General features: G+C 35.9%; 20 protein-coding genes and 1 riboswitch. Of the genes, 9 read left to right on the top strand and 11 right to left on the bottom strand.

Annotation, left to right across the window (positions count from 1 at the left end; all coding sequences use genetic code 11):
• Positions 1 to 15 precede the first annotated feature (15 nt).
• From OQ292_RS27225 to OQ292_RS27205, 5 genes are all read right to left on the bottom strand, one after another.
• Positions 16 to 2,031, bottom strand: a complete 2,016-nt coding sequence (locus OQ292_RS27225; protein WP_284687248.1) for a glycoside hydrolase family 97 protein — start codon at positions 2,029 to 2,031, stop codon at positions 16 to 18.
• 93 nt (positions 2,032 to 2,124) lie between these two features.
• The gene (locus OQ292_RS27220) at positions 2,125 to 2,523 is read right to left on the bottom strand and encodes a DUF4345 domain-containing protein (RefSeq protein WP_284687247.1); all 399 of its coding nucleotides are present in this window, start codon (positions 2,521 to 2,523) and stop codon (positions 2,125 to 2,127) included.
• Between the two features lie 262 nt (positions 2,524 to 2,785).
• Positions 2,786 to 3,082 carry a hypothetical protein gene (locus OQ292_RS27215; protein ID WP_284687246.1) on the bottom strand — a complete coding sequence of 99 codons (297 nt, stop codon included), beginning with the start codon at positions 3,080 to 3,082 and terminating at the stop codon, positions 2,786 to 2,788.
• Between the two features lie 123 nt (positions 3,083 to 3,205).
• The gene (locus OQ292_RS27210; protein ID WP_284687245.1) at positions 3,206 to 5,542 is read right to left on the bottom strand and encodes a GH92 family glycosyl hydrolase; all 2,337 of its coding nucleotides are present in this window, start codon (positions 5,540 to 5,542) and stop codon (positions 3,206 to 3,208) included.
• A 198-nt stretch (positions 5,543 to 5,740) separates the two neighbouring features.
• Complete coding sequence (locus OQ292_RS27205) at positions 5,741 to 7,870, bottom strand: S9 family peptidase (protein ID WP_284687244.1); 2,130 nt, start codon at positions 7,868 to 7,870, stop codon at positions 5,741 to 5,743.
• Between the two features lie 230 nt (positions 7,871 to 8,100).
• Here OQ292_RS27205 and OQ292_RS27200 point away from each other — a divergent pair, with 230 nt between their 5' ends.
• Positions 8,101 to 9,096, top strand: coding sequence for an IS701 family transposase (locus OQ292_RS27200; protein ID WP_284686056.1), 996 nt, complete (start codon positions 8,101 to 8,103; stop codon positions 9,094 to 9,096).
• A gap of 35 nt (positions 9,097 to 9,131) precedes the next feature.
• Here OQ292_RS27200 and OQ292_RS27195 read toward each other — a convergent pair whose 3' ends face one another.
• Complete coding sequence (locus OQ292_RS27195; RefSeq protein WP_284687243.1) at positions 9,132 to 9,830, bottom strand: transporter substrate-binding domain-containing protein; 699 nt, start codon at positions 9,828 to 9,830, stop codon at positions 9,132 to 9,134.
• Between the two features lie 99 nt (positions 9,831 to 9,929).
• Positions 9,930 to 11,375, bottom strand: coding sequence for an alpha-L-fucosidase (locus OQ292_RS27190; RefSeq protein ID WP_284687242.1), 1,446 nt, complete (start codon positions 11,373 to 11,375; stop codon positions 9,930 to 9,932).
• Positions 11,376 to 11,564: 189 nt separating this feature from the next.
• Here OQ292_RS27190 and OQ292_RS27185 point away from each other — a divergent pair, with 189 nt between their 5' ends.
• Complete coding sequence (locus tag OQ292_RS27185; RefSeq protein WP_284687241.1) at positions 11,565 to 13,469, top strand: beta-N-acetylhexosaminidase; 1,905 nt, start codon at positions 11,565 to 11,567, stop codon at positions 13,467 to 13,469.
• A gap of 75 nt (positions 13,470 to 13,544) precedes the next feature.
• Here OQ292_RS27185 and OQ292_RS27180 read toward each other — a convergent pair whose 3' ends face one another.
• On the bottom strand, positions 13,545 to 14,270 hold the full coding sequence (locus tag OQ292_RS27180; protein ID WP_284687240.1) for a DUF547 domain-containing protein: 726 nt from the start codon (positions 14,268 to 14,270) through the stop codon (positions 13,545 to 13,547).
• A 304-nt stretch (positions 14,271 to 14,574) separates the two neighbouring features.
• Between OQ292_RS27180 and OQ292_RS27175 the strand changes: the two genes are divergently transcribed.
• Entirely contained in the window at positions 14,575 to 15,615 is a 1,041-nt protein-coding gene (locus OQ292_RS27175) for an alpha/beta hydrolase (RefSeq protein WP_284687239.1), read from the top strand.
• 47 nt (positions 15,616 to 15,662) lie between these two features.
• Here the strand turns inward: OQ292_RS27175 and OQ292_RS27170 are convergent, their stop codons facing one another.
• Genes OQ292_RS27170 through OQ292_RS27160 form a run of 3 tightly spaced genes read right to left on the bottom strand, consistent with a single transcriptional unit; the run spans position 15,663 to position 18,039 of the window.
• A complete protein-coding gene (locus tag OQ292_RS27170) occupies positions 15,663 to 16,343 on the bottom strand; it encodes an HAD hydrolase-like protein (RefSeq protein ID WP_284687238.1) in 681 nt (226 codons plus the stop codon).
• 6 nt (positions 16,344 to 16,349) lie between these two features.
• Positions 16,350 to 17,444: a zinc-binding dehydrogenase gene (locus tag OQ292_RS27165; RefSeq protein ID WP_284687237.1), complete on the bottom strand. Its 1,095-nt coding sequence runs from the start codon at positions 17,442 to 17,444 to the stop codon at positions 16,350 to 16,352.
• 10 nt (positions 17,445 to 17,454) lie between these two features.
• A complete protein-coding gene (locus OQ292_RS27160) occupies positions 17,455 to 18,039 on the bottom strand; it encodes a helix-turn-helix domain-containing protein (RefSeq protein ID WP_284687236.1) in 585 nt (194 codons plus the stop codon).
• A 227-nt stretch (positions 18,040 to 18,266) separates the two neighbouring features.
• Here OQ292_RS27160 and OQ292_RS27155 point away from each other — a divergent pair, with 227 nt between their 5' ends.
• The 6 genes from OQ292_RS27155 to thiM all read left to right on the top strand — a co-directional run bounded on the left by OQ292_RS27155 (position 18,267) and on the right by thiM (position 23,587).
• On the top strand, positions 18,267 to 19,544 hold the full coding sequence (locus tag OQ292_RS27155) for a DUF5690 family protein (RefSeq protein ID WP_284687235.1): 1,278 nt from the start codon (positions 18,267 to 18,269) through the stop codon (positions 19,542 to 19,544).
• A 57-nt stretch (positions 19,545 to 19,601) separates the two neighbouring features.
• Positions 19,602 to 20,099, top strand: a complete 498-nt coding sequence (locus tag OQ292_RS27150; RefSeq protein WP_284687234.1) for a ClbS/DfsB family four-helix bundle protein — start codon at positions 19,602 to 19,604, stop codon at positions 20,097 to 20,099.
• An 80-nt stretch (positions 20,100 to 20,179) separates the two neighbouring features.
• On the top strand, positions 20,180 to 21,004 hold the full coding sequence (locus OQ292_RS27145) for a helix-turn-helix domain-containing protein (protein ID WP_284687233.1): 825 nt from the start codon (positions 20,180 to 20,182) through the stop codon (positions 21,002 to 21,004).
• 112 nt (positions 21,005 to 21,116) lie between these two features.
• The gene (locus OQ292_RS27140; RefSeq protein ID WP_284687232.1) at positions 21,117 to 21,665 is read left to right on the top strand and encodes a carboxymuconolactone decarboxylase family protein; all 549 of its coding nucleotides are present in this window, start codon (positions 21,117 to 21,119) and stop codon (positions 21,663 to 21,665) included.
• 66 nt (positions 21,666 to 21,731) lie between these two features.
• Positions 21,732 to 22,385, top strand: coding sequence for a peroxiredoxin-like family protein (locus OQ292_RS27135; RefSeq protein ID WP_284687231.1), 654 nt, complete (start codon positions 21,732 to 21,734; stop codon positions 22,383 to 22,385).
• Positions 22,386 to 22,560: 175 nt separating this feature from the next.
• Positions 22,561 to 22,661: riboswitch (TPP riboswitch) on the top strand.
• Positions 22,662 to 22,777: 116 nt separating this feature from the next.
• Positions 22,778 to 23,587 carry a hydroxyethylthiazole kinase gene (thiM, locus tag OQ292_RS27130; RefSeq protein WP_284687230.1) on the top strand — a complete coding sequence of 270 codons (810 nt, stop codon included), beginning with the start codon at positions 22,778 to 22,780 and terminating at the stop codon, positions 23,585 to 23,587.
• Positions 23,588 to 23,624 lie beyond the last annotated feature (37 nt).

The raw sequence follows: 23,624 nt of genomic DNA, 5'->3' as shown, positions 1-23,624 counted from the left end.
CCAATTTCTCGCAATTTACATCTTCTTCAAAATAGCTGCGAACCCACCTCCTTGGGCTAGTTTAACATTTAATTGATCTGTGTTTTTCACAGTTAACACTTTTCTCACAGCATGGTCTGGATACTCGTTTGCATCTTCATCATCTTGGAAAAGAATTACCTTATAGTTTCCATCTTCTAAGAAAGATAAATCTATATTGAGCTCACGTTCGGTAGCATCCGTCATACTGCCGATAAACCAAGTGTCTCCAGATTTTCGAGCGACTGTAATATAATCGCCAACGGCTGCATTTAACACTTTGCTTTCGTCCCAAGTGGTAGGCACGGCTTGTAAAAACTCTAGTCCAATTCCCTTGCGATAATTATCTGGAGAATCGCAGAAAACGCCAAAAGCACTTTCGTAAACCACAGGCATCGCCAACTGATGGCATCTGGTGGATTGTACCATAGGAGAGTGGTCTGCGGCATCACTTTCAAGCACAAAATTTTCGGGAGTAACATTGCGGAATGCCACTGGTGTGTAGTCCATTTCGCCTAAAAGTCCGCGCGTGAATGGCAATGTTACATTATGCTCAGGGGTTACACGATCGCTCCATTTAGAGTATTCGTTGCCCATTACACCCTCACGAGTGATTAAGTTTGGATAAGTTCGGCTAAAACCAGTTGGTTTATAAGCTCCATGGAAATCGACAACCAAATGGTGCTCAGCAGCTTTCTTTACCACAGTGTGATAGTAGTTTACCATTTCTTGGTCTTGCCTGTCCATAAAGTCTATCTTAATACCTGAAACTCCCCACTTTTCGTAAGTAGCAAGTGCTTCATCCAATTGATTTTTGAGTGATTCCCAATGTCCCCAAACAATGATTTTCACATTTTTGGAATTAGCATATTTCACCAGTTCTTCTATGTTAATACCCTCTATAGGAGTTGTAATATCTACATTTGGATTTGATCTTCCGCCAGTTTCGTCGAAAGGCTCGCCATACCATTGCCAGTCTACAATTTGGTATTCCCAGCCCATTTCAGCAGCAAAATCAATAAAATATTTCATGGTTTCCTGATTGGGACCCAGCTCAAAATTAGCACTTGGTGCATATTTATTGCTCCACCACCAATCCCAAGCAGAAACTCCGGGTTGTATCCAAGAAGCATCTTCTATAGCAATCGGATCATTTAAATTTTGGATGATGTCTGATTCTACCAATTCTCCCGGATTTTCAGCCAGCATCACCACTCGCCAAGGAGATACAGCAGGCGTATTTCTTTTTACTGCAATTAAAGTGTCGTTGGGTAGGGGAGCCAACTCCGTTACCATTGTATTTTTCAGTGAGTCGGTACTTCTTAGAAAAGCACCAGACCAATCTGTTAAGTTTGCTTCTGTGATGACTGCATAAGCTTTATCTTTTGCCTGTACTAAAAGCGGCATGCCTATCAGTTGACTAGGCTTTATATCAGATAGTTTTGCATTTAAAAACTCTGTTTCTTGAGAAGATTTATAAGTTTGGTAATCGGCTCTCCAAACTGTATGATCTTCAGTAAATTTGAATTGTGTTTTTTCCTTAGCAAGTTCAAAAGACTTCATTTTTTCTTGTTCAGGAAAACCATATCTTATTCCAATACCATCATTATAAGCACGTACATACAGATCGACTAAAATCGAGCTTGCTTGCTCTTTTAATTGTATGTGTAACTCGTTGTAATTGTTTTTAACCTTTTTTCTTTTTCCCCAAACACGACTCCAAGTATCATCTACAGTGTTTGTAGTTGAATTTACTACTTCAAAATTGCTTAAAGTACCGAACTCTTTCAAATCGAGATCAATGGCTGATTGTTCTATTATGGTATCATTATTAAATACGACAGCATATTGCAAACCATTTTTCACATCAATAGTAGCTTGCACATTTTTATCTGGCGAGCTCACTTGAATGTCTTTTTTAGCGGTTTGTGTTTCGCAAGAAGTGATTAATAATACAGCGAAAATGAGAGAAATAGATGATTTTAAAGCAGTTTTTTTGAAAATAGAAGTCATGTTGATTTGGTATTTGGAAACATGCAATTATAATCAAATTTTTAGGAGTATGGGTAGGTAGTGGCTTTGTTATTTAAAGAAATGAAAACCTCCTCATACATTTGAGTACTTCTGGCTTTTTAGATTGAAAATACCCCAAATCATTAAAGCTAATTCTACAACTAAAGCTAAAGTAAAAAAGGGTGAAAATCCATCGAAAAGTGTACTTATAATTCTACCGACAGCTAGACCAGCCGTAAACATGACACTTATTAAAGTAGCAACTCGCCAATATTTTGAATACTTAGCACCAAGTATCAGAAATAATCCCATTGCTAAATACAAATCCATCATGGCTCTAAATATATTTTGAAGTTCAATACTATGTATTTCGATGTTGAAGAGAAATGGTAAAGTTGTATTTGGGATAATACCATAAGCTAGCCCAACAATAATTACAATACTGGCAGAAATAATTAATTGTAGGTTTTGTGGTGATTGAATTTTATTCATGTTCAGTTAAATTTAAGCTGGTTAGTTTATTAAAACTTACTACCAAAGCATGGGTAAAGTTTGGTTTGTAAGGAGAATTATGTCAGTCAGTCATAATTTTAATTAATAAATCTTTGGGTACAAAATTGGTAGAATTGATATCCATTTTTTCTTGAAACTATTTAAGACGCTCTTCAATTACTTCAGATTTGGTTTTACAACTACAATGAAGAGTTACAATTAATAGAAGTAGGAATATAAGTTTAGTACTTTTTATTAGTATTTAATTATCTTCTTTTTTCATGTGTAATATTACTATTCCATCATAGTCTTTAGGAGTATACTTACGAATTTTATCTTTGTCTTTTATTACCTCCACTGTTTCAATTTTATCAAAATCTAAATCATCAATTTCCTCTCTAGTAATTTGCTGATCTCCGACGAAATATAATACATTACTTCCAGTACTTTTTTTTGCATGTTGTTCTTTAGTAATATTTGTCTTTTTTATTTCTATCTCTTCTTGCTCACATGCAGTTAAAATTAGAAATAGTAAAAAAATTTTGTAGATTTTATTCATAGCTTATTCAATTAGCATAAAATTTATTCATTCAAACTCATTCGATAGCTTTTGCAATCATCAAAAAAAGTGCACTAGTTGTGCACTTTCCTTTAATATATCATACCAAATATAAATTGTATCTTAATTCTCTTCTTTCGCACCCATTTCTAAAATGAGTTCTCCACCATTGGTAATGTCGCTGTGTTTAAGTAGCAACTCTGTGAGTTCTTGTTCTTTAAAACTGGCTTTTTTCACATATACATTATCAGCAGAGTTATTAATGGTTTTGATGGTGAATGTACCTCCTGAGTAATAATCTGGATTAAGTTTGATGTTGATCTCTTCGAAAATCGGGCTGCCAATCTCATAAACCGGATTCGCTTCTGTACCACCAGTCATTTGGAAGATGCCAGTTTTAAGTAAAACAGATAATGATCCCATCAAACCTTGGTCTTCGTCGCCATTGTAACCAAAGTCTGGGCTTAAACCCGTATAAACTTTGTTAACCACTTGTCTCGACCAATACTGCGTTAAATCTGGTCTGCCCAACTTATGGAAAACAAAAGCAGTCTGTATAGAAGGTTGGTTTCCGTAATTAATCGGAATTCTTTTATACTCTTCGTGGGTTTCTTGTGCATGAGAAGTTCCAGAAGTAAAACCTAGTTTTGAGGCTTCTTCAAATTGCTCATTTAATTTTTTAATGGCAGCTTCTTTACCACCCATTAATTTTGCTAATCCATCGAGGTCTTGTGGAACAAACCAAGTGGCTTGAGCTCCATTAGATTCGTTAAATGCCACGGCATATTCGTATGGGTCGTAAGGAGTTTTCCATTTTCCGCTTACATCTTTTGGTCGCGCCCAACCAGTGGTGGCATCATAAATATTCTTATAGTTTTCAGACCTTTTTAGAAAATATTTGTAATCTTTTTCTTTGTTCAGGGCTTTGGCGAGTTGTGCTAAAGTCCAATCTTGGTAAGCATATTCCATGGTTAAACTTGGACCATCTTGGTGAAATCCAAACTCACCTTCTGGAATTGGCCAAGGCACATAACCTTTGTCTATATAATAATCTAAGCCACCACCTTTTGAAGTCTTGTGCTCATAACCTGCTTTTGCCATAATTCCACCAGACATATGGTCTTTTTTCAAACCCTCGTAAGCTAAGTTGATATCAAAACCTTTAATGCCTTTTTGGTAAGCACTTACGATAAACGGAGTGGCAGAAGCACCGGTCATTACATAAGTGTAATTACCGCCAGATGGGCCACGAGGTATGAGTCCGCCATCTTTGTAATATTGTAAAAGTGAATTTACAAACTCTTCGGTAACTTCAGGATAAACCAAGTGCCATAAAGTATTAATGGTCCATTGTGCACCCCAGAAAGAATCGGAATTGAAATGTCTAAATTTTGGTTTGCCGTTTTCATCAAGCGGAATTTGCTTCACTTTTAATTCACCCGAAGTAAAATCAGCATATTTTCCATTGGCATCGCTTATCGTTCTACGACCTTGCAGCGCATGCCATAAATCTGTATAAAATCTTCTGCGTTCTTCGTCAGTTCCTCCTTCTACAGCAATTCTTCCTAAATGTTCATTCCATTCGTCGAAAGAAGCTGATACCACTTTCTCAAAATCCCAGTGATTGAGTTCTTCATTGATGTTTAACAATGCTTGTTCACTACTCACATAAGAAATACCGACTTTCATCAATACTTCACTTTCTCCATCTGCTAAAGAAACCAAAATACCAGATTCTGCTCCCTTTACTTCTTTGGTATTTTCAAAGCTTTTGTCTTCTACCCAGCTATCTAAACCAGTAATGTCTTTATCAAATTGAATAGCGAAAAAGATAGGTGTGGCGTATGGTCTTCTAATGGTTGGCGCATTTACCACCTGACCCGAAATGGTATTTTTATCTACAGATTTAACTTCTCCATAAGATATTTTTGAAGGTCCTAATTGACCTCCCATATTTAGCACTAATTGTTTTTTGCCTTCTTTCTTGAAAATATATTTATGAAAACCCACTCTTAAAGTAGAAGTAAGCTCTACGTCAATATCGTCTCTTTGTAAATTGATTTTGTGGTAACCGGGTTTTACAATTTCGTTGTCGTGCGAGTAGGGTGAATAGTAATCTTTGGTATTAGATAGGTCTTTATCCATTACAGGCATTACAGAAACCCCTGCAAGTTGCCAAGCATGTACATGACTAAAACCTCTTATGGTATCGCTGCTGTAATGGTAACCACTTCCCCAAGCTCCTTTTAAATCTGTATCGGGGCTTAGGTTAACCATACCGAAAGGTCTGGTGGCTGTATTAAAAAAGAACCATCTAGAATTTGAACTATCTAACCAAGGGTAAACCAGATCAGTGTAATTCTCTACCTTTTTTTCTTCTTTAATTTCTTGCTGCTTGCTACAGCTCAAAATAAAAGTGCAGATAAGGAATAGATGAAGTGTAAGGAATTTTATTTTCATATTTGCGCCTCTTTCAGGATGTTTGCTGTTGTTAATGAGAATGCTCAAATTAAATCAATTTCGATTTGATTCTATTGAGAATTGGAGATTTTCTTGAATAAAAAGCCTGATAATTAAATCCATCTGTTTGTTAACCAGAAAAATTGAGTAAGAAATACTCAGCTAATAAACTGGATATTTCTTACTCTAAAAGTGAATTTATTTCTTTAAATGCTTGAGCAAATACTCAACTGTTGCATTATTAACTTTTAACTGATTACTGTGGATCATAAAGTGGTGAGAATCATCAACAATCACCAAAGTTTCCATAGGTACACCTTTCTTTCTCAATCGTTGTACTAAATCTGTACTTTGGCTAAATGGCACATTTCGGTCATCATCACCATGAATAATGAGTACAGGAGAAGTCCAGCCATCTACATAAGCAATTGGAGAAGATTTCCAAGCAACATCTACCGCATATTCTGCGTCAGATGCCCTTTCATATGAATCTGGATATAAGACATCACTAGTTCTGTTGATGGTTCTATCGTGAACTCCGTGAATATCAACTCCTACTGAGAATAATCTTGAATCGCGGCCAAGTGCCATAGCAGTTAAGTAACCACCATAAGAACCTCCATACACACCGATTTTTTGAGGGTCAACTTCTTCTTGTTCTGCTAACCATTCACCAGCAGCAACAACGTCTTTGTATTCCTCTCCACCTCTAGGGCCTGTATGAGGTGGGTAATGGAAATCGTAACCGTAACCGATGCCCAATCTGTAGTTTACAGAAAGTACAATAAAACCTTGATTTGCCAAATATTGGTTTACAGCATAAGCATTGGTGTAGTAAGATGAATAGTGCCAGCCTAATAACATTTGGCGTGGAGGTCCACCGTGGATGTATACAATGGCAGGTTTCTTTCCTTTAATTTTTTTATTGTTGAAAACTGTTCCGTGGATAGACAATCCATCATCAGATTTAAAGATAACTTGCTCAGGTGTGACCAGATGTTTAGTCGGAAAATCTGCATTTACTTCTTCTTCTGCCAATCTTTTAATAGTTCCGCCATTTGCAGGGAGAATAGCAGGCAAAGGAGGAAGTTGTGCTGTTGCGGCAATGCAAATTACAGATTTTCCACCATCTACAACCAGTGGCGCCCATTCGTTACCAGCACCCGGAGTAATTACTTTCATATCGGCTTTATCAACAGAGACTTTTACAATGTGTCTTCTGTCAATATCATGCTCATCTGGACCAGTGTTTCCAGAGAAAACCAATGTTTTTCCATCAGGACTTAGCGAGATGTATTCTGCCATAAAGTCTCCCGGAGTTAGCAATAAAGGTTCGCCACCGGCTTCCGTCATAGAATATAAATGAGGCCAGCCATCGTGGTAAGAAAGGAAAACGATTCTGCCACCTGCCCAATGTAAGTTGGTTCCGCCATGTGTTCTTGGTAATGAACCTGCTAGCGTTTTAGGTGCTTCCCAAAGCATTTTAGTTTTATCAGATTCGGTATCATATAACATAATTTTCCATGCTGAATGATGTAAATCTACTGCTGTTTCTGGTTCGCCTCCGCCACCGGGTCTTCTCACAAATACAAGCTTTTTGCTATCTGGTGACCAACGTGGAGAGAAGTCTCTGTCGAAGTCTGGACCTGCCCAAACAATTCCTTTTTCTGGACTTTCGTAAATTCCTATAAATGCTCTGTCTCCTCTGCTAGAAACAAAAGCTAATTTATTTCCATCTGGCGACCAAACAGGAGAACTGTTTGAGCCTCTCATGCTAAATATTTTTTCTCCTTTTTCGCTCTCATTTATTGGAGTTACCCAGATTTGCTTGTCTTTTACATAAGCCACTTTATCACTCGTAGGTGAAATTACAGGGCCAGCGCCATTACCTAATAATATAGGTTCTCCACCAGCAAAAGGAATACTCCACATTTCAACTTTTGGCGTTTCTGGTAATGAATGAGGGTTGATGGTTACTTCATCGTCCCAGTTTGAGCCGTGCTCACCACCACGAAGATAAACTACCCATTTGCCATCAGCAGAAACAGATACACTGGTTAAATCTTGTCCGTCGTCTGCTGAATAATTAGTTAGTTTTTTTGCTTTAAAATCTGGTGCTTCTGCTACATAAATATTGCGAAGTCCTTCTTTGTTAAACACCCATGCAATTTTATTTCCATCTGCCGATGAAGTTAATCCTCCCGGAAAAGGATAAGCTCTGATAGATTCCATTGTGAAATCGTTTTGCGCAGATAATTGCAAAATTCCAGTAAATAGGAATAGGAGAGTGATGAGTTTGTTTTTAAGGGGTATTGAGTAAAGTTTCATTTGTGGTTGGATTGTGTAGTTAATTTCTTGTTTGATCTGATAATACTGAATATGTAGCGAGTATATCAAATAAATTAGTTGTTTCCAATGGAAACAAAGCTGCATGTTCTTGAAAAGGGATTTATTTTAGATTAACCAAAATCCTGTAATTATAGGACTTACGCAATATTAAATTTCTCTAGCAAAAATGCTCAAGATTTGAGAGATTGTTTTTTTTAATACTAATTTATATGGATAAATCTCTGTACATATCATATCTTCTCCATACTCACGGGAATTATACCTGTACCCACATGGCAGCCCATTCTATGGATGTCAGTCATGACCAAGTCACACGTTTTCTAGCCCATTCTAAATTTACCTCTTCCGACCTGTGGGATATTGTCAAGGGCCATCTCCAAGATAGCGCAGACTCATTTATCCTTGTCGATGACAGTGTTCAGGCAAAGAGGTATTCCCGGTATATAGAATTGGCCAAAAGGCAGTACTCAGGCAATGAGCATGGCCTAGTCAATGGGATCAATCTGGTAAACATGGTACACAGCAATGGCATTGATGGGGATTACTATCCTATCGATTACCGAATCTACCACCCAGAAACGGATAAGAAGACCAAGAATGACCATTTCCAGGAGATGTTCACCCGAATGACCATGCGTAAAGACCTGAAAGCCAAAAAGATACTTTTTGACAGCTGGTATGCTTCCATGGACAACCTTAAGCTTGTGCACAGAAGCGGCTGGACATTCTTCACTACCCTGAAGAGCAACCGCCAAGTCAGCCTATCCAGAGACACAGGGATGCAGGCTGTGGGCACAGTCGAGCTTTCCGGTAGGCAACTGCTGGAAGGCGTACAGGTCAAACTCAAAAAATACCCTTACCCCGTCAAATTATTCAAGATAGTCTCCCTAAACGGGGACATTGAATGGGTGATCACAAATGATCTATCGGACAGGATGAATGTATTTGAGGCCGAAAACGAATCCCAGATCAGATGGCAGATTGAGCAGTTCCACAGGGAATACAAACAGCTTACAGGCTCTGAGAAGTGCCAATGCCGAAAGGCAATCTCCCAGAGGAACCATCTAGCTTGCTGCTACCAGGCTTGGATAGGGCTGAAACTCCTTGCAAAACAGTTGAAAACAACACTCTATCAAATCAAAGTACTTCCGTTCAGCAACTATCTTAAACAGATTCTTGCTAATCCTATTATCATTTTAACTTAAATGCGTAAGTCCTAAATTAAAAAGGAGTAATAAACTTAGTCTTGTTTAAAAATGCCCCATTTTTTCTTTAACTCATCAATTTTACCGAAGTGCATTTGTCTTAAGAGCCAGTTGTTTAGAGTGGCATCCCAGTCGTTATTATCAGGGTTAAATAATATGCCGATTTCATCTTTGGTAAAAAGACTGTCTAGGCTTTGAGCATATAGTTCGGGGTGTTCATTCTGCATAATCATGGCTTCCACATTATCAGTAATCATTACATCAACTTTGCCGCGTATTACAGCCTTAGGTACTTTAAGGTTGTCTTTAAATTTAATCACTTTTGCCCTATAAATATTATTGTCAACAAAGGCTTCGTTGGTACCGCCGATATTAACGCCAATAGTCACTTCTGGCTGATTTATCTCTTCTATCGTTTTATATTTCTCATAATCATCTTTTCTGATTAAGGGAGATTTGCCAATTTTCACATAACCGATACTCATGCCTAGAAGCTCAACTCTTTGGGGGGTTCTGGTAATGCCGCACATGGCAATGTCGAACTTTTTGTCTACAATATCGCTACTGAGGGTTTTCCAAGTTGTTTTTACAAATTCGACTGTCAATTTTAAATCATAGCCAATCATTTGTGCCATGTCAATATCGAGTCCTTCGAAAGATTTTTTAGAGGGATTCCAGTAACTGAAGGGTTTGTAGTCGCCAGTTGTGCCAACTTTTAGAATAGTTTCGCTCATGATTGTTGTATAAAAAAATTGCAATACAACAAATATAAAAGCGGAAACCAAATTCACAGATAATCTATGAATTTAGTTTCCGCTGAGCAATAGAATTATTTATTCTGCAGCTTTAAACTCAAAAGCTAAAGTAGCGTAGTTTTTATTATTTTTTATAAAGCTACTCGGCAGTGTAACAGTTACTTTGTCGCCAGATACTTTATATTTTACTCTTGAACCTCCGCTGCTAAGAAAAGTTATTTTGCTTCCTTTAGCAGGAATGTTGCCTATCCAGCTTATAGTTGTTGGAATGTCTTTGCCTTCTTCCAAATTTACCAAAGCGTACAATTCACCTTCTTTTCCTTTTGTAAAGAAAGTATTGCCATCCTGATAGTTTTCTGTAATACGAGTATTGTAAATAGCATCGCCATTGGTTTCTAACCACTTACCCATCACTTCCATTAGCTCAATATCTTCGTCTCTAAGCGTGCCATCTGGTTTTGGACCGATACCTAACACAAAACTTCCACCTTTAGCTACAATCTCTACTAAAGAGTGAATCATTTTGTTGATAGATTTTGCCTGATCGTTTGGTACATAACCCCAGTTATTACGAAGTGGAATGTTACTTTCCCAAGGGTTTTGTAGTTGATCTTCGGGAATGGTACGCTCAGGAGTTTGGTAATTTTCGTAAGGGCCATGCACAGTACGGTCTACTATTAAAATACCAGGTTGCTTGTCGCGAGCCATGTTTGCAATCTTAGGCATATCTATTTTCTGGTCCCATTCAGGAATAGGAGCACCCCAGCTCAATACTTCTTCGTTTACAGTTTCTTTTGGTCTTACCCAACCACCATCTAACCATAATATGTCGATGTCACCATAGCCAGTCATTAACTCTTGAATTTGGTTGTAGGTAAAATCTTGGAACTTCTGCCATCTTTCCGGATGCTTTCTGATGTCGTAGTTTACATTTCTGTTTGGAGTCGCATATTTATCCCACCAGAAATATTGAGAGTGCCAATCTGGTTTAGAGAAATAGGCACCAATCATCATATCTTCTTTTCTAAAAGCTTCGAAAACATATTTAGCCACATTGCTTCTTGGATTGTCAGCGAATGGGCCATTCGTGATCTTGTAGTCTGTTTGTTTGGTATCAAACATATTGAAACCATCGTGGTGCTTAGTAGTAAAAACCACATATTTCATTCCTGCATTTTTGGCAGCAGTTGCCCATTGCTCTGGGTTAAAGTTTACTGGATTAAATTCATCCTTTAATCCCCAGTACCAGTCTTTGTATTGCTGGTAAGTCATACTGTCTGGACGATTCAACCAGTCCTCAGAACATAGCTCCCAAGACTCAATAATACCGGGAACAGCATATAGTCCCCAGTGAATCAAAACACCAAATTTTAGATCTTGCCATTCGTCTAGCTTTTCAAGCACTTTAGGGTCTTTAGGCCAGTCATATTTAGTTGATCGTTGGTGTACATTGTCTAACTGGGCCATTGAGACACCAGGAAAAATTGTTAATGCTAACAAGTAAATTATTAGAAACTTTCGCATGAAATGAAATTTACGAGATTAAAACTTACATGCAATTTTAAACAAAAAAAATCTATTTTTACTTTATGTGTGCGCAAACATCAATGCTTTTTTGTACATTCGCTCCTGATTAAGAAAAGTTTGAATGCTAGGTTATATAAAATATAGAGTGGCAAAAACCTTCTAAAAAGTCATTAATCAGGATAAAAAATGATAAGAGAAATAGTCGAAAAAACATTGATTTTGCTGGTTTTAGTGGCATTTGGTTGCAACAAGCAACAACAGAATGATGTCACTCTGGACAACGTAAGTATTATACCAGAACCAGCTAGTCTTACTAAAGGAAACGGCAGTTTTGAAATAAATAAATCAACAAAAATTTATTTTCAGGCAGGACATGAAGAGTTAAGTAAAATTGCGGAAACTTTTTCTGGTAAACTTGAGAAGGCAGCAGGGTTTGCTTTACAAATTGAAGCAAGCGCAAATGCTACCGATGTGTCTGAAAATAGTATCCTGTTTACTACAGAAAGTGCAGATGCTTCGCTTGGTGGCGAAGGTTATACATTGGATGTTACTAAAACTGGTGTAGTGGCTAAAGCTATTGAACCGGCAGGTATTTTTTATGCCATGCAATCTATTAAACAGCTTTTACCTCCTGAAATAGAAAGTACTAAACAAGTAAATGATATTAGTTGGAGACTACCAGTAGTTTCTGTGAAAGATACACCAAGATTTGCTTGGAGAGGTATGCACTTAGATGTTTCTCGCCATATGAGCTCAGTGGAATTTGTAAAAAAATACATTGACAACATGGCGATGCATAAGTTAAATACTTTCCATTGGCACTTAACAGATGATCAGGGTTGGAGAATTGAGATTAAAAAATATCCTAAGTTAACTGAAATTGGAGCTTGGAGAGACGAAACTCTAGTTGGCCATGCAGGCTCAACTAAGTATGATGGAAAGCGATATGGAGGTTTTTATACTCAGGAAGAAATTAAAGAAGTGGTGGATTATGCACAAAAAAGATACATCACAGTTGTACCAGAAATTGAGATGCCTGGCCATGCAACTGCGGCAGTTGCTGCTTATCCTGAATTAGGAGTTACAGGTAACAGACCAGATGTAGTAAAAGAGTGGGGAGTGTTCTTAGATATATATGGTGTACAAGATGAGACTTTTGAATTTCTTGAGAATGTATTATTAGAAGTATTTGAACTTTTCCCAAGTAAATATATCCACATTGGTGGCGACGAAGCATGGAAAGACCAATGGGATAATGACCCTAAAGTTCAGGCAAAAATTAAAGAATTAGGGTTAAAAGATTCTCACGAGTTACAAAGCTGGTTTATTACCAGAATGGAGAAGTTTATCAATGAGCATGACAGACAGATAATTGGTTGGGACGAAATTCTTGAAGGTGGTTTGGCACCAAATGCAGCGGTAATGTCTTGGAGAGGTGAAGAAGGAGGAATAGAGGCAGCTAAGCAAAAACACTACGTAGTAATGACACCGGGTTCTCATGTTTATTTCGATCATTTTCAGGGTGATCCTAAATTTGAGCCTTTACAGTTTGGTGGTTTTACTACTCTGGAAAAAGTATATTCTTACAATCCAACTCCAGATGATTTAACTGATGAGGAGAAAAAATACATATTAGGTGCACAAGCGAATGTTTGGTCTGAGTATTTACCAACATCAGAAAAAGTAGAATATGTAGTTTTTCCTAGAATGGCAGCACTTTCTGAGGTGGTTTGGTCACCATTAGCCAAGAAAAGTTGGGAGACATTTAAAGAAAAAATTCCCGAACAATTACAAAGATACGATTACAGAGGCATCAACTATTCTAAGAGTATTTACTATGTAACTTACCATTTAGCAAAAGATTCGTCTACTAATAAGTTCACAGTTACACTTAAGAATCAGTTCGAGTTACCAGATATGCGATATACATTAAATGGCGGCGATCCAACATCAAGTTCGGAGTTATACGAATCGCCATTAATTTTAGAAGAGGGAACAGTAATTAAGGCTGGTTTATTCGAAGATAAAGTAATTAAAGGCAAAGTAACAGAAATTACTGTGAAGTCAGAAGAGGATACTAAGAAACATTAATCCAATACAAACAACACGACACATAAAAAGCCGGCTATTTCGCCGGCTTTTGACTTTTATATTGGTAAAGAACTGCTATTTAATAACATTTAGATTCCAGTTGTACTCCATAAAATTTAAGTCGTATTCAGTTGGAATTTTAGTATTTCTATATTTATTGATAAAATCGAGTGTAGCACTTTCTTTTCCGCCAAAATCTACAGCATACCATTCGAATATCTTAGAAAGATTTACTTGCTTCTCTTTACTGCTCACTTTTACAACATAATCTTTATTCATTGCGAGTTTAGTTCTGGTATCTAATTGCGTGTCGAGCATATTTGGTTTGTAAGCAAAGCTTGCCAGTTTAGGGCAACTTACCGCAGCACAAGCTATGGCAAAATGGATTCTCGGATCGTGATATTTTAGTATAAGGTATTTCTTTTCAATTCGGTCTAAAGTAGTAGTTTCACCAGCAATTTTATGATTGAATTTGTCAAAAAAACCACTTTTATCTAGCGCAGATTTTATCGGATAATATTTAGTGATCTGGTAAATTACAAGCAGATTATAAGCATTAATGTAAAAAGCTTTTTTTTCATCTTCAGATACATTGCTAAGATCAGCTTGGGCTATTTGTTTATTGAGTTCTTCAATTTCATTGAAATTTTCTTTGAGCTTTCCGTAATTGATATTTCCGTTTTCAACCCACTTTTTTAAAAACATGTCTGCCTCAGAGAAAAACGTATCCAATGGTTTGGAAAATGTAAAAGATGAAACAAAAAAGGTAATTATCAGAGTGAGTAGTAAATGAGATTTCATAGTGTACTAGAGAGTTTTTGGTTACATGCTATCAAACCTTTGGAGTAATTATATCATTCCTTTAATTTCAATTTATTCACATCTATAATCAATATTTTAAAGATTTTTACTGCTTTTTCTTTGAATAGTACAAATAAAATTGTGATAAAATGAATGAGAATTTAAACATCAGCATACTGTATACTTATTGTATACCACTTTTTTTATGCTTGTAATCATTTTGTAGACATGCTATTTTTTTAGCAGATAAGTGTTAAGGCTAGCTTTGCAAGTAAATGATTGGTGTCAAATTTTATTTATTCTTATGCAAAGTATTAACAAGTTATTTTTAGGTGAATACTTATATCGTATTCTTGTTTCACTATTCTTTTTAAGTCTATTTTCCTCTTTTTCAATGAGTGGTTTTGCTCAGGTTAAAATTGCTGAAATTGGAGATTTTCAATTGGAAAACAATGAGGTTATAAAAGATTGTAAGGTGGGCTATCTCACATTTGGTAAACTTAATCCCGATAAATCTAATGCTATTTTGTTACCAACTTGGTATGCAGGTAATTCGAATAGCTTGATAGAATATGTAGGTGAAAAACAGATGTTAGATTCAACAAAGTATTTTGTAATTATAGTAGATGCTTTGGGTGACGGTTTTTCATCTTCTCCTTCTAATAGTAAAGAGCAAGCAGGAAGTGATTTTCCAGTGTTTTCTATAAGAGATATGGTAAATGTTCAGCATCATTTTCTTACAGAATTTATGAAGATAAACCATTTATATGCTGTTACAGGTATTTCTATGGGCGGTATGCAAACTTACCAGTGGATGGCAAGTTATCCAGACTTTATGGACAAATTAGCTCCAATTTTTGGCTCTCCAATTTTAAGTTCATATGATAAACTTACTTATGGAATTTTTAACAAAATGATGAGCCTTTGCGATGGAGAAGACTGTGGTGATATTGCTGAAGCAACATTGATGTTAGAATATTTACTTGGGCAAACACCAGAATTTAGAGTAAAAAATACAGCTTCTGAATTTTATACCACTTTTCTAAATGAAGTTTGCAAAGAAGCAGAGGCTTATAAAGTGCTTGATTTATATAGCCAGATGACAGCTATTTCTAACCACGGAATTTGTACAGAAAGTAATTTGCAAAATGTAGCAGATAATTTTAAAGGGGAAGTACTAGTTAGCATTGCTAATCAAGATCACTTGGTGTTGCCAAATTCTTCTAAGGTATTGGCCCAAAAATTAAACGCAGAGCTTTTTGAAATTGATTCCGACTGTGGTCATTATTCTTTCTGGTGCGAAAAAGATTTGCTTAGTGAAAGAGTTAGACGTTTCTTAGAATGAACAAATTCTAAAAAATGAAAAAGGGGAGTGATATTATCTACTCCCTTTTAAGCTATATATTTGTCCATAGAGCAAAGTGTGTCCAGTATGAAATCAGGATTTGCTTCTTCTAATTGATTTTGTGTGTGCGCACCGGTAGTTACACCAAAAGTGAGCCCACAGTTTGCGGCTTTTCCCTCTTCAATATCTATTACAGAATCTCCCACTTTTGCCACATATTTTGCATCTGTAATCTTAAATTCTTCCATTGCCAGTAAAATCATATCTGGTGCTGGTCTACCATTTTTAACTTTATCGGCAGCAACTAACAAATCGTACTGTTTACCTTTTTTCCAGCTCATTTTTTTCAGCAGGTTTTCTGCAGTTATTGTGTTGTAGCCAGTGTTAAGTACAATTTTTATATCCTTTTCACGAAGTCTTTCCATTAATTCTTCCACACCACTGTAGGTAGAAACATCTAAATTTTCGTAAGCTTCTTTTAAAAAAGTAAGAAAGCTATCATACGCTTCTTCTGCACTTTTGCCTTCATCTGTATTGCTTAGTGCAATCATATCTTTAATTGCCTGGAATTTTTCTTTACCACCAGCATTAGTTAATACTGTTTCGAGGGTAAAATCATAACCGGCGAGATTGAGGGCTTTTTGCAGTGTTTTATACACTACATTTTTCTCATCGACTACTGTGCCGGCCATATCAAAAACAATCATTTTAATCTCATTCAATTCCATTAGTCTTTATTTATTTGTGATTAGCGATTTAGTCTCTATTCCAATTCGATAGTGTTTTCCTATATTACCCTCAGCAAATGCTGCGTCGAGTTGATTAAGAGGAAAAGTTTTACCCACTAGTTTTTTAAAAGGATATTTATCCTTTGCATCCTGCAAAAATTGAATAGCCTGTTTGAGGTCATCTGGAATGTAATTATGTAAACCTTTGATTGTTAGTAATTTCCGTACAATTTTCTCCGCGTTAATTGATATGTTTCTCTGTGGGAATACTGCTCCAACAAGTATGATAATCCCACCAGTGGTTAATTTTTCTAGTGTATTTTCAATGGCATTTGGTTGCCCTGATGTTTCTATAATTATATCAATTTCACCCTTAAATTTTTTGTGTTTAGTAGTTGTAAATTCATTTTCATTTAATAAAAAATCTGTACCAAAAGACAGCGCCATTTCCATTCTAGTTTCCTGTATATCGTTTACCAAAACTGCATTTGCACCATTTTCTTTGGCCATAGCACAAGCCGATAAACCTAGCATTCCGGCTCCACTTACCAATACAGTTTTTCCTTTTAAATCACCAGCAAGCCTAATTGCTCCGGCTGTAGTTGCATGAGTGCAATTGAGTGGAGCGGCTTCTTCGGCACTTAATGTTTCAGGTATTTTAAAAATACTTGAACCTTTTAATAGATGGCAATGAGATGCAAATCCTCCATTTAACTGGCAGTTTCCATCAATTTTCTGGTGACCATACTTATAGAGGTTTTCAGATTTTTGGGGAAATCCTTTTTTGCTCATTTTACTTTCAGCATCGTGCGCATAAACTGCCCAAGTTACTCTATCTCCTTCTTTCAGTAAATTTCCAGTAAAGTCTTTTACACCATTAGCCGCAATTTTATCTACATGCCCGATTATTTCATGACCCAGTATGCTATGGCAATGCGATGTTCTTCGACCATAAAAAGTATGTAAATCGCTAGTGCAAATGGTGGCAAACTCTGTTTTTACAAGCACTTCACCTTCGCTTAAATCTGGAAGGTAAAACTCTTGTACCACAAAGGGACTTGCTTCTTTTTCGAAAACCATGGCTACTGCTGTCTCTTCCATTTTGCTTAACTTATTGAAGTGTTATAAAATAGATGACCAGCATTTTTGCATCAGATGCTGTTTTATTATGAGGAACATGTGGAATGTTGCCATCGAAAAACAGTGTATCGTCTTCCTTTAGTTGTAGTCTTTTACGACCAAGTTGAAATTCAATTTCTCCTTTAAGCACATATAAAAGCTCAAAACCTGAGGTTGACACCGTTTCTCTTTTTGCGCCACTGTTTAAAGTGAGAATAGAAACTTCCATCGAACTACGATCTATGGTGTGATTTAGAACTAGTTCGTAATTAAATCCAATCGATTCTTCTTCTTTAGTTAATGTTGTATAGTCTGCCTTTTTTTTAAGTATATATCCCGGAAACTCTTTAATGTTTTTAAGGTCACTAAAAAATTCGTTTAAATCTACTTCCAATGTGCCCACAATCTGAAACAATGAAGGTAAGGTTGGGAATACTCTGCCGTTTTCAATTTTTGAGAGCATGGCAATACTGATTCCTGTTTTTTCAGCCAGATCGCCCAGTTTAAGACCATGAGATTTTCTAATCTCTTTAATCTTTGTGCCAATCCAAACTGTTAGGTATTCAGTATGCTGCATGTTGTTAATTTTACGCCGATACAAATATCAAATAATTTTCTTAATAAGAAAATTATTACTCACTACATTTTAATACAGTTCTTATTAATAATTCACCAATAATTATTATAAATAGAATTGTTCATCTTTTATTAATATGATTATATCTATTTTGAAAGATTTGACTATCTAAATTTGAGGCAATTGTAAATCCTGCAACCAATTAATTTTTTCTTAATAAGAAAATAATGGGATTAAAAATCGCCAAAGTTTCCATCTCAAAAACAGATCTAATTCTCTTGTTTGCCGCTTTTGCTGCATATACGGGAATGTATGCAGTAAGAAAGGCTTTTCTTGCTGCTCAGTTTGATCAACTTGATACTATAACCGAGTATCATTTTAAAACCATATTGGTAATAGCCCAAGTTTTGGGTTATATGTTATCTAAGTTTATAGGCATTAAAGTAGTTGCAGAAGTTTCTCCGGCCAAGCGATTTACTTTTTTAATTTCTCTGGTAGGTTTTGGTTTGCTTATGCTGCTTTTATTCGCCATTGTTCCATTATGGTTAAAACCAGTTACGCTGTTTTTAAATGGTTTACCACTGGGAATGGTTTTCGGTTTGGTGCTATCTTATCTGGAAGGAAGGCGAAACTCCGAATTGTTGGTTGCTGGTTTAAGTGCCACATTTATTTTTTCTACAGGCTTGGTAAAATCTACAGGTTTGTGGCTTATGCAATCTTTTCAGGTTAATGAGTATGCAATGCCTTTTATTACCGGACTCCTATTCTTTCCCATTTTCATTTTAGCCGTTTGGTTTCTTCATCGTTCAAAAAAGCCCACTAGCGAGGATATTGAACAAAGAACAGAACGCATCCCGATGGATAAAACCAGAAGGCTAGATTTTTTACAAAAACATGGTGCTGGCTTTTTTGTTCTGGTGTTGATCTACATAATTCTGACTGTGATTAGAGATTTTAGAGATAATTTTATTGTGGAGTTTTGGGCTGAGCTAGGTCTAGCAACACAACCAGAACTCATTACCATTACCGAAATTCCTGTAACTATCATTGTATTGGTCATTTCGGCTTTGGGTATTCTCATTCTTAATAATAAAACTGCATTTAATTTAGGGATTTATGCCACTATTTTTAGTGCGCTATTAATGCTTGTGGTTACTTATTTATTCGAAATGGGCAAACTATCGCCAGTAATCTGGATAGTTGCTTCAGGTACAAGTATCTACCTGCCTTATATTTTGTTTCATTGTTTGTTGTTTGAAAGATTTATCGCTTTACTAAAATACCGAGGTACAGTAAGTTACCTATTCTACGTTGCTGATGCTTTAGGTTATTTAGCCAGTGTAGGTATTCTTTTGATGAAAGAACAAATGAACTTTCAAATATCTTGGGTGAACTTCTTTATTAACCTAAATATGAATGGAGCCTTTGCCATTCTACTGGTTTGTGTAATTGCGATTTTGGTGCTTCAAAGGAAACAGAAATTATTTTTTGCCAGAGAAATTTAATCAAATACATTAGATTTGAGTAGTTTTCTAGTCAAAAAATTAACACTAATACTAAAAATGCCGCGTCCAAAAAATAAAGAGGAATTACTACAAATAGGAATCGAAAATGCGAAAAACCTAAATGATCTGATTGATTCAATTCCTGAGAGTGAAAGAGATAAGGAGTTTTCCAAAGGCACATTAAACAGAAATATTAGAGATGTAATGGCACATTTGTACCATTGGCATTTAATGATGTTGAATTGGTATAAGATAGGCATGGCTGGAAAAAAGCCTGAAATGCCAGCACCTGGCTACACTTGGAAAACGGTTCCTGAATTAAACACTGCAATCAATAAAAAGTATTCAACTACTCATTTGAGTGATATTAGAAAGTTATTCAATGAGTCACACAAAGTATTAATAAAATTGATTGAAAGCCATACAAATGAAGAGTTATTTGAAAAGAAAAAATACAAATGGACAGGAAGTACTTTTTTAGGCTCTTATTTAATCTCTGCGACTTCGAGTCATTACGATTGGGCTTATAAATTGATTAAAAAAAGGCTAAAATAATATCTTTTAAAAACGACAATAAACTTCTTTAAATTAAACTTGGTTCTAGCACACAAACACATTTCACAACAACTTACCAAATGAAATACGAGGGCATCAACGGGGAATATTTCGAAGTTATAGACATCACTAATAAAAATTGTTACATCTTAAAAGCATCTCGACCATCTGAGTTATCGCTGCTTTGGTTTCAATCTGATAATAACCAGATTAAGATTGACGCATTGGCGCATAGTTTTAATACACATGACATTGTGTGCCTCACAGAGTTTAATAAAATTGAAGTGGTTGAAGTAAAAAACTTGAAACTACTCCGTTTTAATCGTGCATTTTTTTGTATTGCTGATCACGATAGCAAAGTAGGTTGCAAAGGTGTTTTATATTATGGAGCAGCCAATTTGCCAATTCTTTACCCTACCGAAAGAGACATTGAAATTCTCGAAACTGTTTGGAAAATGCTCTGTATTGAAATGGAATCTAAAGACAGTTTGCAGTTCGAAATGCTCCAAATGATGCTAAAAAGAATCTTAATTCTTTGCACTCGTGTTTATAGAAATCAAATAAACTTTCAGGTGCTGGAAAATGGGAATGTAGATATTATTAGAGAATTTAATTTTCTTGTGGAGAAACATTTTAAAGATAAGCACAATGTGGCCGACTATGCAGATTTGTTAAATAAGGCGCCCAAAACTCTATCGAACTTATTTAAAAAGATTGGAGAAAAAACACCATTGCAATTTATACAAGATAGGTTGATGCTCGAATCTAGAAGACTTTTGAGATATACAGATAAAGACATTTCTCAAATTGGCTATGATCTGGGTTTTAATGATGTACAGTCTTTTAGTAGATTTTTTAAAAAGCAAGAAGGTGCTTCGCCACTCGAATTTAGGAATTTAAACTAAGAAGGGAAAGATTGCCAACACTTGGGGAATCATAGCCTAACAGATGCCTGTAGATTCGCCACATCTTTGTCATGTCTAAACAAAAACAAAATCATTTAAAAATTATAAGACAATGGCAAAATTTCAAGTACCAACCAGAGAAGAAGTATCAGAAAACAATCAGGCAATTTTTGATAGCTTAAAAAAATCGTTAGGTTTTGTTCCTAATTTGTATGCGTACTTCGCTAAAAACGACACTGCATTAGCAGATTACCTAAACTTACAAAACCGTAAATCGACATTAAAAGCAAAAGAAAGAGAAGTAATCAACTTGGTTACTAGCCAATACAATGGCTGTCGCTATTGCCAATCTGCTCATACAGTTTTAGGTAAAATGAATGGTTTTACTGATGAGCAAATCATAGAAATTAGAAAAGGTGCAGCTTCATTCGATGCTAAAATAGATGCTTTGGCACAATTCACACTTTCAGTTGTTGCAAACAATGGAAAAGCTTCTGAAGAAGCAAAAGATAGCTTTTTAGCAGCTGGATACACTGAGGCAAACCTTATAGATGTAGTGATTGTAATTGGCGATAAAATCATCAGTAACTACATACATAACCTTACCGGTTTTGAAATAGACTTTCCTATTGCATCGGAATTAGAAACTGCTACTGTTTAATACCGCAATTTAAAACTCAAAAGGGTGGAAAACTTCCATCCTTTTTTACGAACAAATTCAACCCAAATGAAACAGACTAACTCATTACAATCAGTATTAGATAATAAAAAGGCAGATTGGGCAGCAAATGCATCTGACGATGTAAAGCGAATTTATACAGAAGGGATAGAGGCAGTAGAAAAAACTGGCATTATAAATTCAGCTAAACAAATAGGAGATAAAGCGCCTAATTTTATTTTACAAAACGCTTTAGGTGAGCAGGTTTCTTTGTCGGATTACTTAAAAAAAGGACCTGTAGTGCTTACTTGGTATCGAGGTGGTTGGTGCCCTTACTGTAATTTAACATTGAATAGATCGCAGGAAGAGTTGCCAAACATTACTGCACTCGGTGCAAATTTGTTAGCACTTACACCTGAGCTTCCAGATAAATCTCTTTCAACCAAAGAAAAACATCAATTGCAATTTGAAGTATTGAGTGATGTAGCTAATGAAGTGGCTAGATCATATGGAATTGTATTTAAGTTGACAGATGATGTAAGTGGCGTTTACAAAGAGCATTTCGATTTAAAAGCTTTTAATGGCGATGACAGTGATGAACTCCCACTCGCGGCTACATATATTATAGATCAGCAAGGAATAATTAAGTATGCATTATTGGATGCAGAATACAGAAACAGAGCAGAACCCGAGGAGATTACAACAGCATTAAAAAATTTATAACCGTACTATTATATTCATACCTGTGAGCAGTAACCAGATATTCTGGTTATTGCTTTTTTTATTGTAGATTTTGAATTTTTGATGCTGAAATTAATAAGTGTATTTCAATTCTATCAACAATCTATAAAACCTACCACATTTCACTTCTGAAGAAATAATTTGTAACTTGCATCACAATATTAGTTCGGGGTGCTTCAAAGAAAAATTGAGGCTGAGATTAAACCCGTTTTACCTGATCTACATAATAGTAGCGTAGGGAAACAGATTCGATACCGCTCTTAATGACGTATTTCTATTTATTTCTTCAATGCTTTTTGTGATAGATCAGTTGGATTATTAATCTGATAAATCATTGTATTTTAAATACTTGGTTTTCTCAAAAAGCAAAAAATATGACTTCAGAAGAAATATTTTCCATAATTCAGAAAGTGAAAACAACATCACCATTAGTGCATAATATCACCAACTTTGTGGTGATGAACAACACAGCCAATGCTTTGTTAGCTGCAGGTGCTTCTCCGGTAATGGCTCATGCAAAAGAAGAAGTTGCAGACATGGTAAAGATTGCCAGTGCTTTAGTAATCAACATTGGTACACTCAATCCCGATTGGATCGAAGGTATGAAAAAAGCCATTGCAACAGCAAAGGAGTTAAATAAGCCATTTGTGCTCGATCCAGTAGGTGCAGGAGCAACACCATATAGAAATGAGCAACTTAAAGAATTATTAAATATAGCCTCTCCAACTGTAATTCGAGGGAATGCGTCTGAGATTGCGGCTGTGTTAGATAGTACAAAAACCACCAAAGGTGTAGATAGTACTGCTTCTTCAGATTCGTCTATTGATGCGGGCAAAGCTTTAAATACATCTTTTGCTAGTGTAGTATGCTTGAGCGGAGCAACAGATTATGTTATTGATGATACAAAGATGGGAGAAGTCTATAATGGTAGTCCATTAATGGCTAAAGTTACGGGTTTGGGTTGTTCGGCAACTGCTTTAATTGGTGCTTTTGTTGGTGTACATCCATCAGCTTTTGAAGCTACATTGGCAGCAATGGCTTACATAGGAGTTGCAGGAGAATTAGCAGCCAAACAATCTCAAGGACCGGGAACACTTCAACTACATCTATTAGACAAATTATACAACCTTAATAAAGAAGAATTTATCAATACGGTGAATGTGAAAACATACGAACTAGCATAGCTCACATAACCAGCTATAAAATTTTAATTTAAATAAA

It is taken from the genome of Chondrinema litorale, assembly GCF_026250525.1.
GTDB lineage: Bacteria > Bacteroidota > Bacteroidia > Cytophagales > Flammeovirgaceae > Chondrinema > Chondrinema litorale.
Note: the sequence above shows the minus strand (reverse complement) of the source record. Positions and strands in the feature narration are given on the sequence as shown.

Bases quoted from the DNA above. Each gene is read 5' to 3' on its own strand.
- OQ292_RS27225 (WP_284687248.1), bottom strand. From the start codon at position 2,031: ATGACTTCTATTTTCAAAAAAACTGCTTTAAAATCATCTATTTCTCTC.
- OQ292_RS27220 (WP_284687247.1), bottom strand. From the start codon at position 2,523: ATGAATAAAATTCAATCACCACAAAACCTACAATTAATTATTTCTGCC.
- OQ292_RS27215 (WP_284687246.1), bottom strand. From the start codon at position 3,082: ATGAATAAAATCTACAAAATTTTTTTACTATTTCTAATTTTAACTGCA.
- OQ292_RS27210 (WP_284687245.1), bottom strand. From the start codon at position 5,542: ATGAAAATAAAATTCCTTACACTTCATCTATTCCTTATCTGCACTTTT.
- OQ292_RS27205 (WP_284687244.1), bottom strand. From the start codon at position 7,870: ATGAAACTTTACTCAATACCCCTTAAAAACAAACTCATCACTCTCCTA.
- OQ292_RS27200 (WP_284686056.1), top strand. From the start codon at position 8,101: ATGGATAAATCTCTGTACATATCATATCTTCTCCATACTCACGGGAAT.
- OQ292_RS27195 (WP_284687243.1), bottom strand. From the start codon at position 9,830: ATGAGCGAAACTATTCTAAAAGTTGGCACAACTGGCGACTACAAACCC.
- OQ292_RS27190 (WP_284687242.1), bottom strand. From the start codon at position 11,375: ATGCGAAAGTTTCTAATAATTTACTTGTTAGCATTAACAATTTTTCCT.
- OQ292_RS27185 (WP_284687241.1), top strand. From the start codon at position 11,565: ATGATAAGAGAAATAGTCGAAAAAACATTGATTTTGCTGGTTTTAGTG.
- OQ292_RS27180 (WP_284687240.1), bottom strand. From the start codon at position 14,270: ATGAAATCTCATTTACTACTCACTCTGATAATTACCTTTTTTGTTTCA.
- OQ292_RS27175 (WP_284687239.1), top strand. From the start codon at position 14,575: ATGCAAAGTATTAACAAGTTATTTTTAGGTGAATACTTATATCGTATT.
- OQ292_RS27170 (WP_284687238.1), bottom strand. From the start codon at position 16,343: ATGGAATTGAATGAGATTAAAATGATTGTTTTTGATATGGCCGGCACA.
- OQ292_RS27165 (WP_284687237.1), bottom strand. From the start codon at position 17,444: ATGGAAGAGACAGCAGTAGCCATGGTTTTCGAAAAAGAAGCAAGTCCC.
- OQ292_RS27160 (WP_284687236.1), bottom strand. From the start codon at position 18,039: ATGCAGCATACTGAATACCTAACAGTTTGGATTGGCACAAAGATTAAA.
- OQ292_RS27155 (WP_284687235.1), top strand. From the start codon at position 18,267: ATGGGATTAAAAATCGCCAAAGTTTCCATCTCAAAAACAGATCTAATT.
- OQ292_RS27150 (WP_284687234.1), top strand. From the start codon at position 19,602: ATGCCGCGTCCAAAAAATAAAGAGGAATTACTACAAATAGGAATCGAA.
- OQ292_RS27145 (WP_284687233.1), top strand. From the start codon at position 20,180: ATGAAATACGAGGGCATCAACGGGGAATATTTCGAAGTTATAGACATC.
- OQ292_RS27140 (WP_284687232.1), top strand. From the start codon at position 21,117: ATGGCAAAATTTCAAGTACCAACCAGAGAAGAAGTATCAGAAAACAAT.
- OQ292_RS27135 (WP_284687231.1), top strand. From the start codon at position 21,732: ATGAAACAGACTAACTCATTACAATCAGTATTAGATAATAAAAAGGCA.
- thiM (WP_284687230.1), top strand. From the start codon at position 22,778: ATGACTTCAGAAGAAATATTTTCCATAATTCAGAAAGTGAAAACAACA.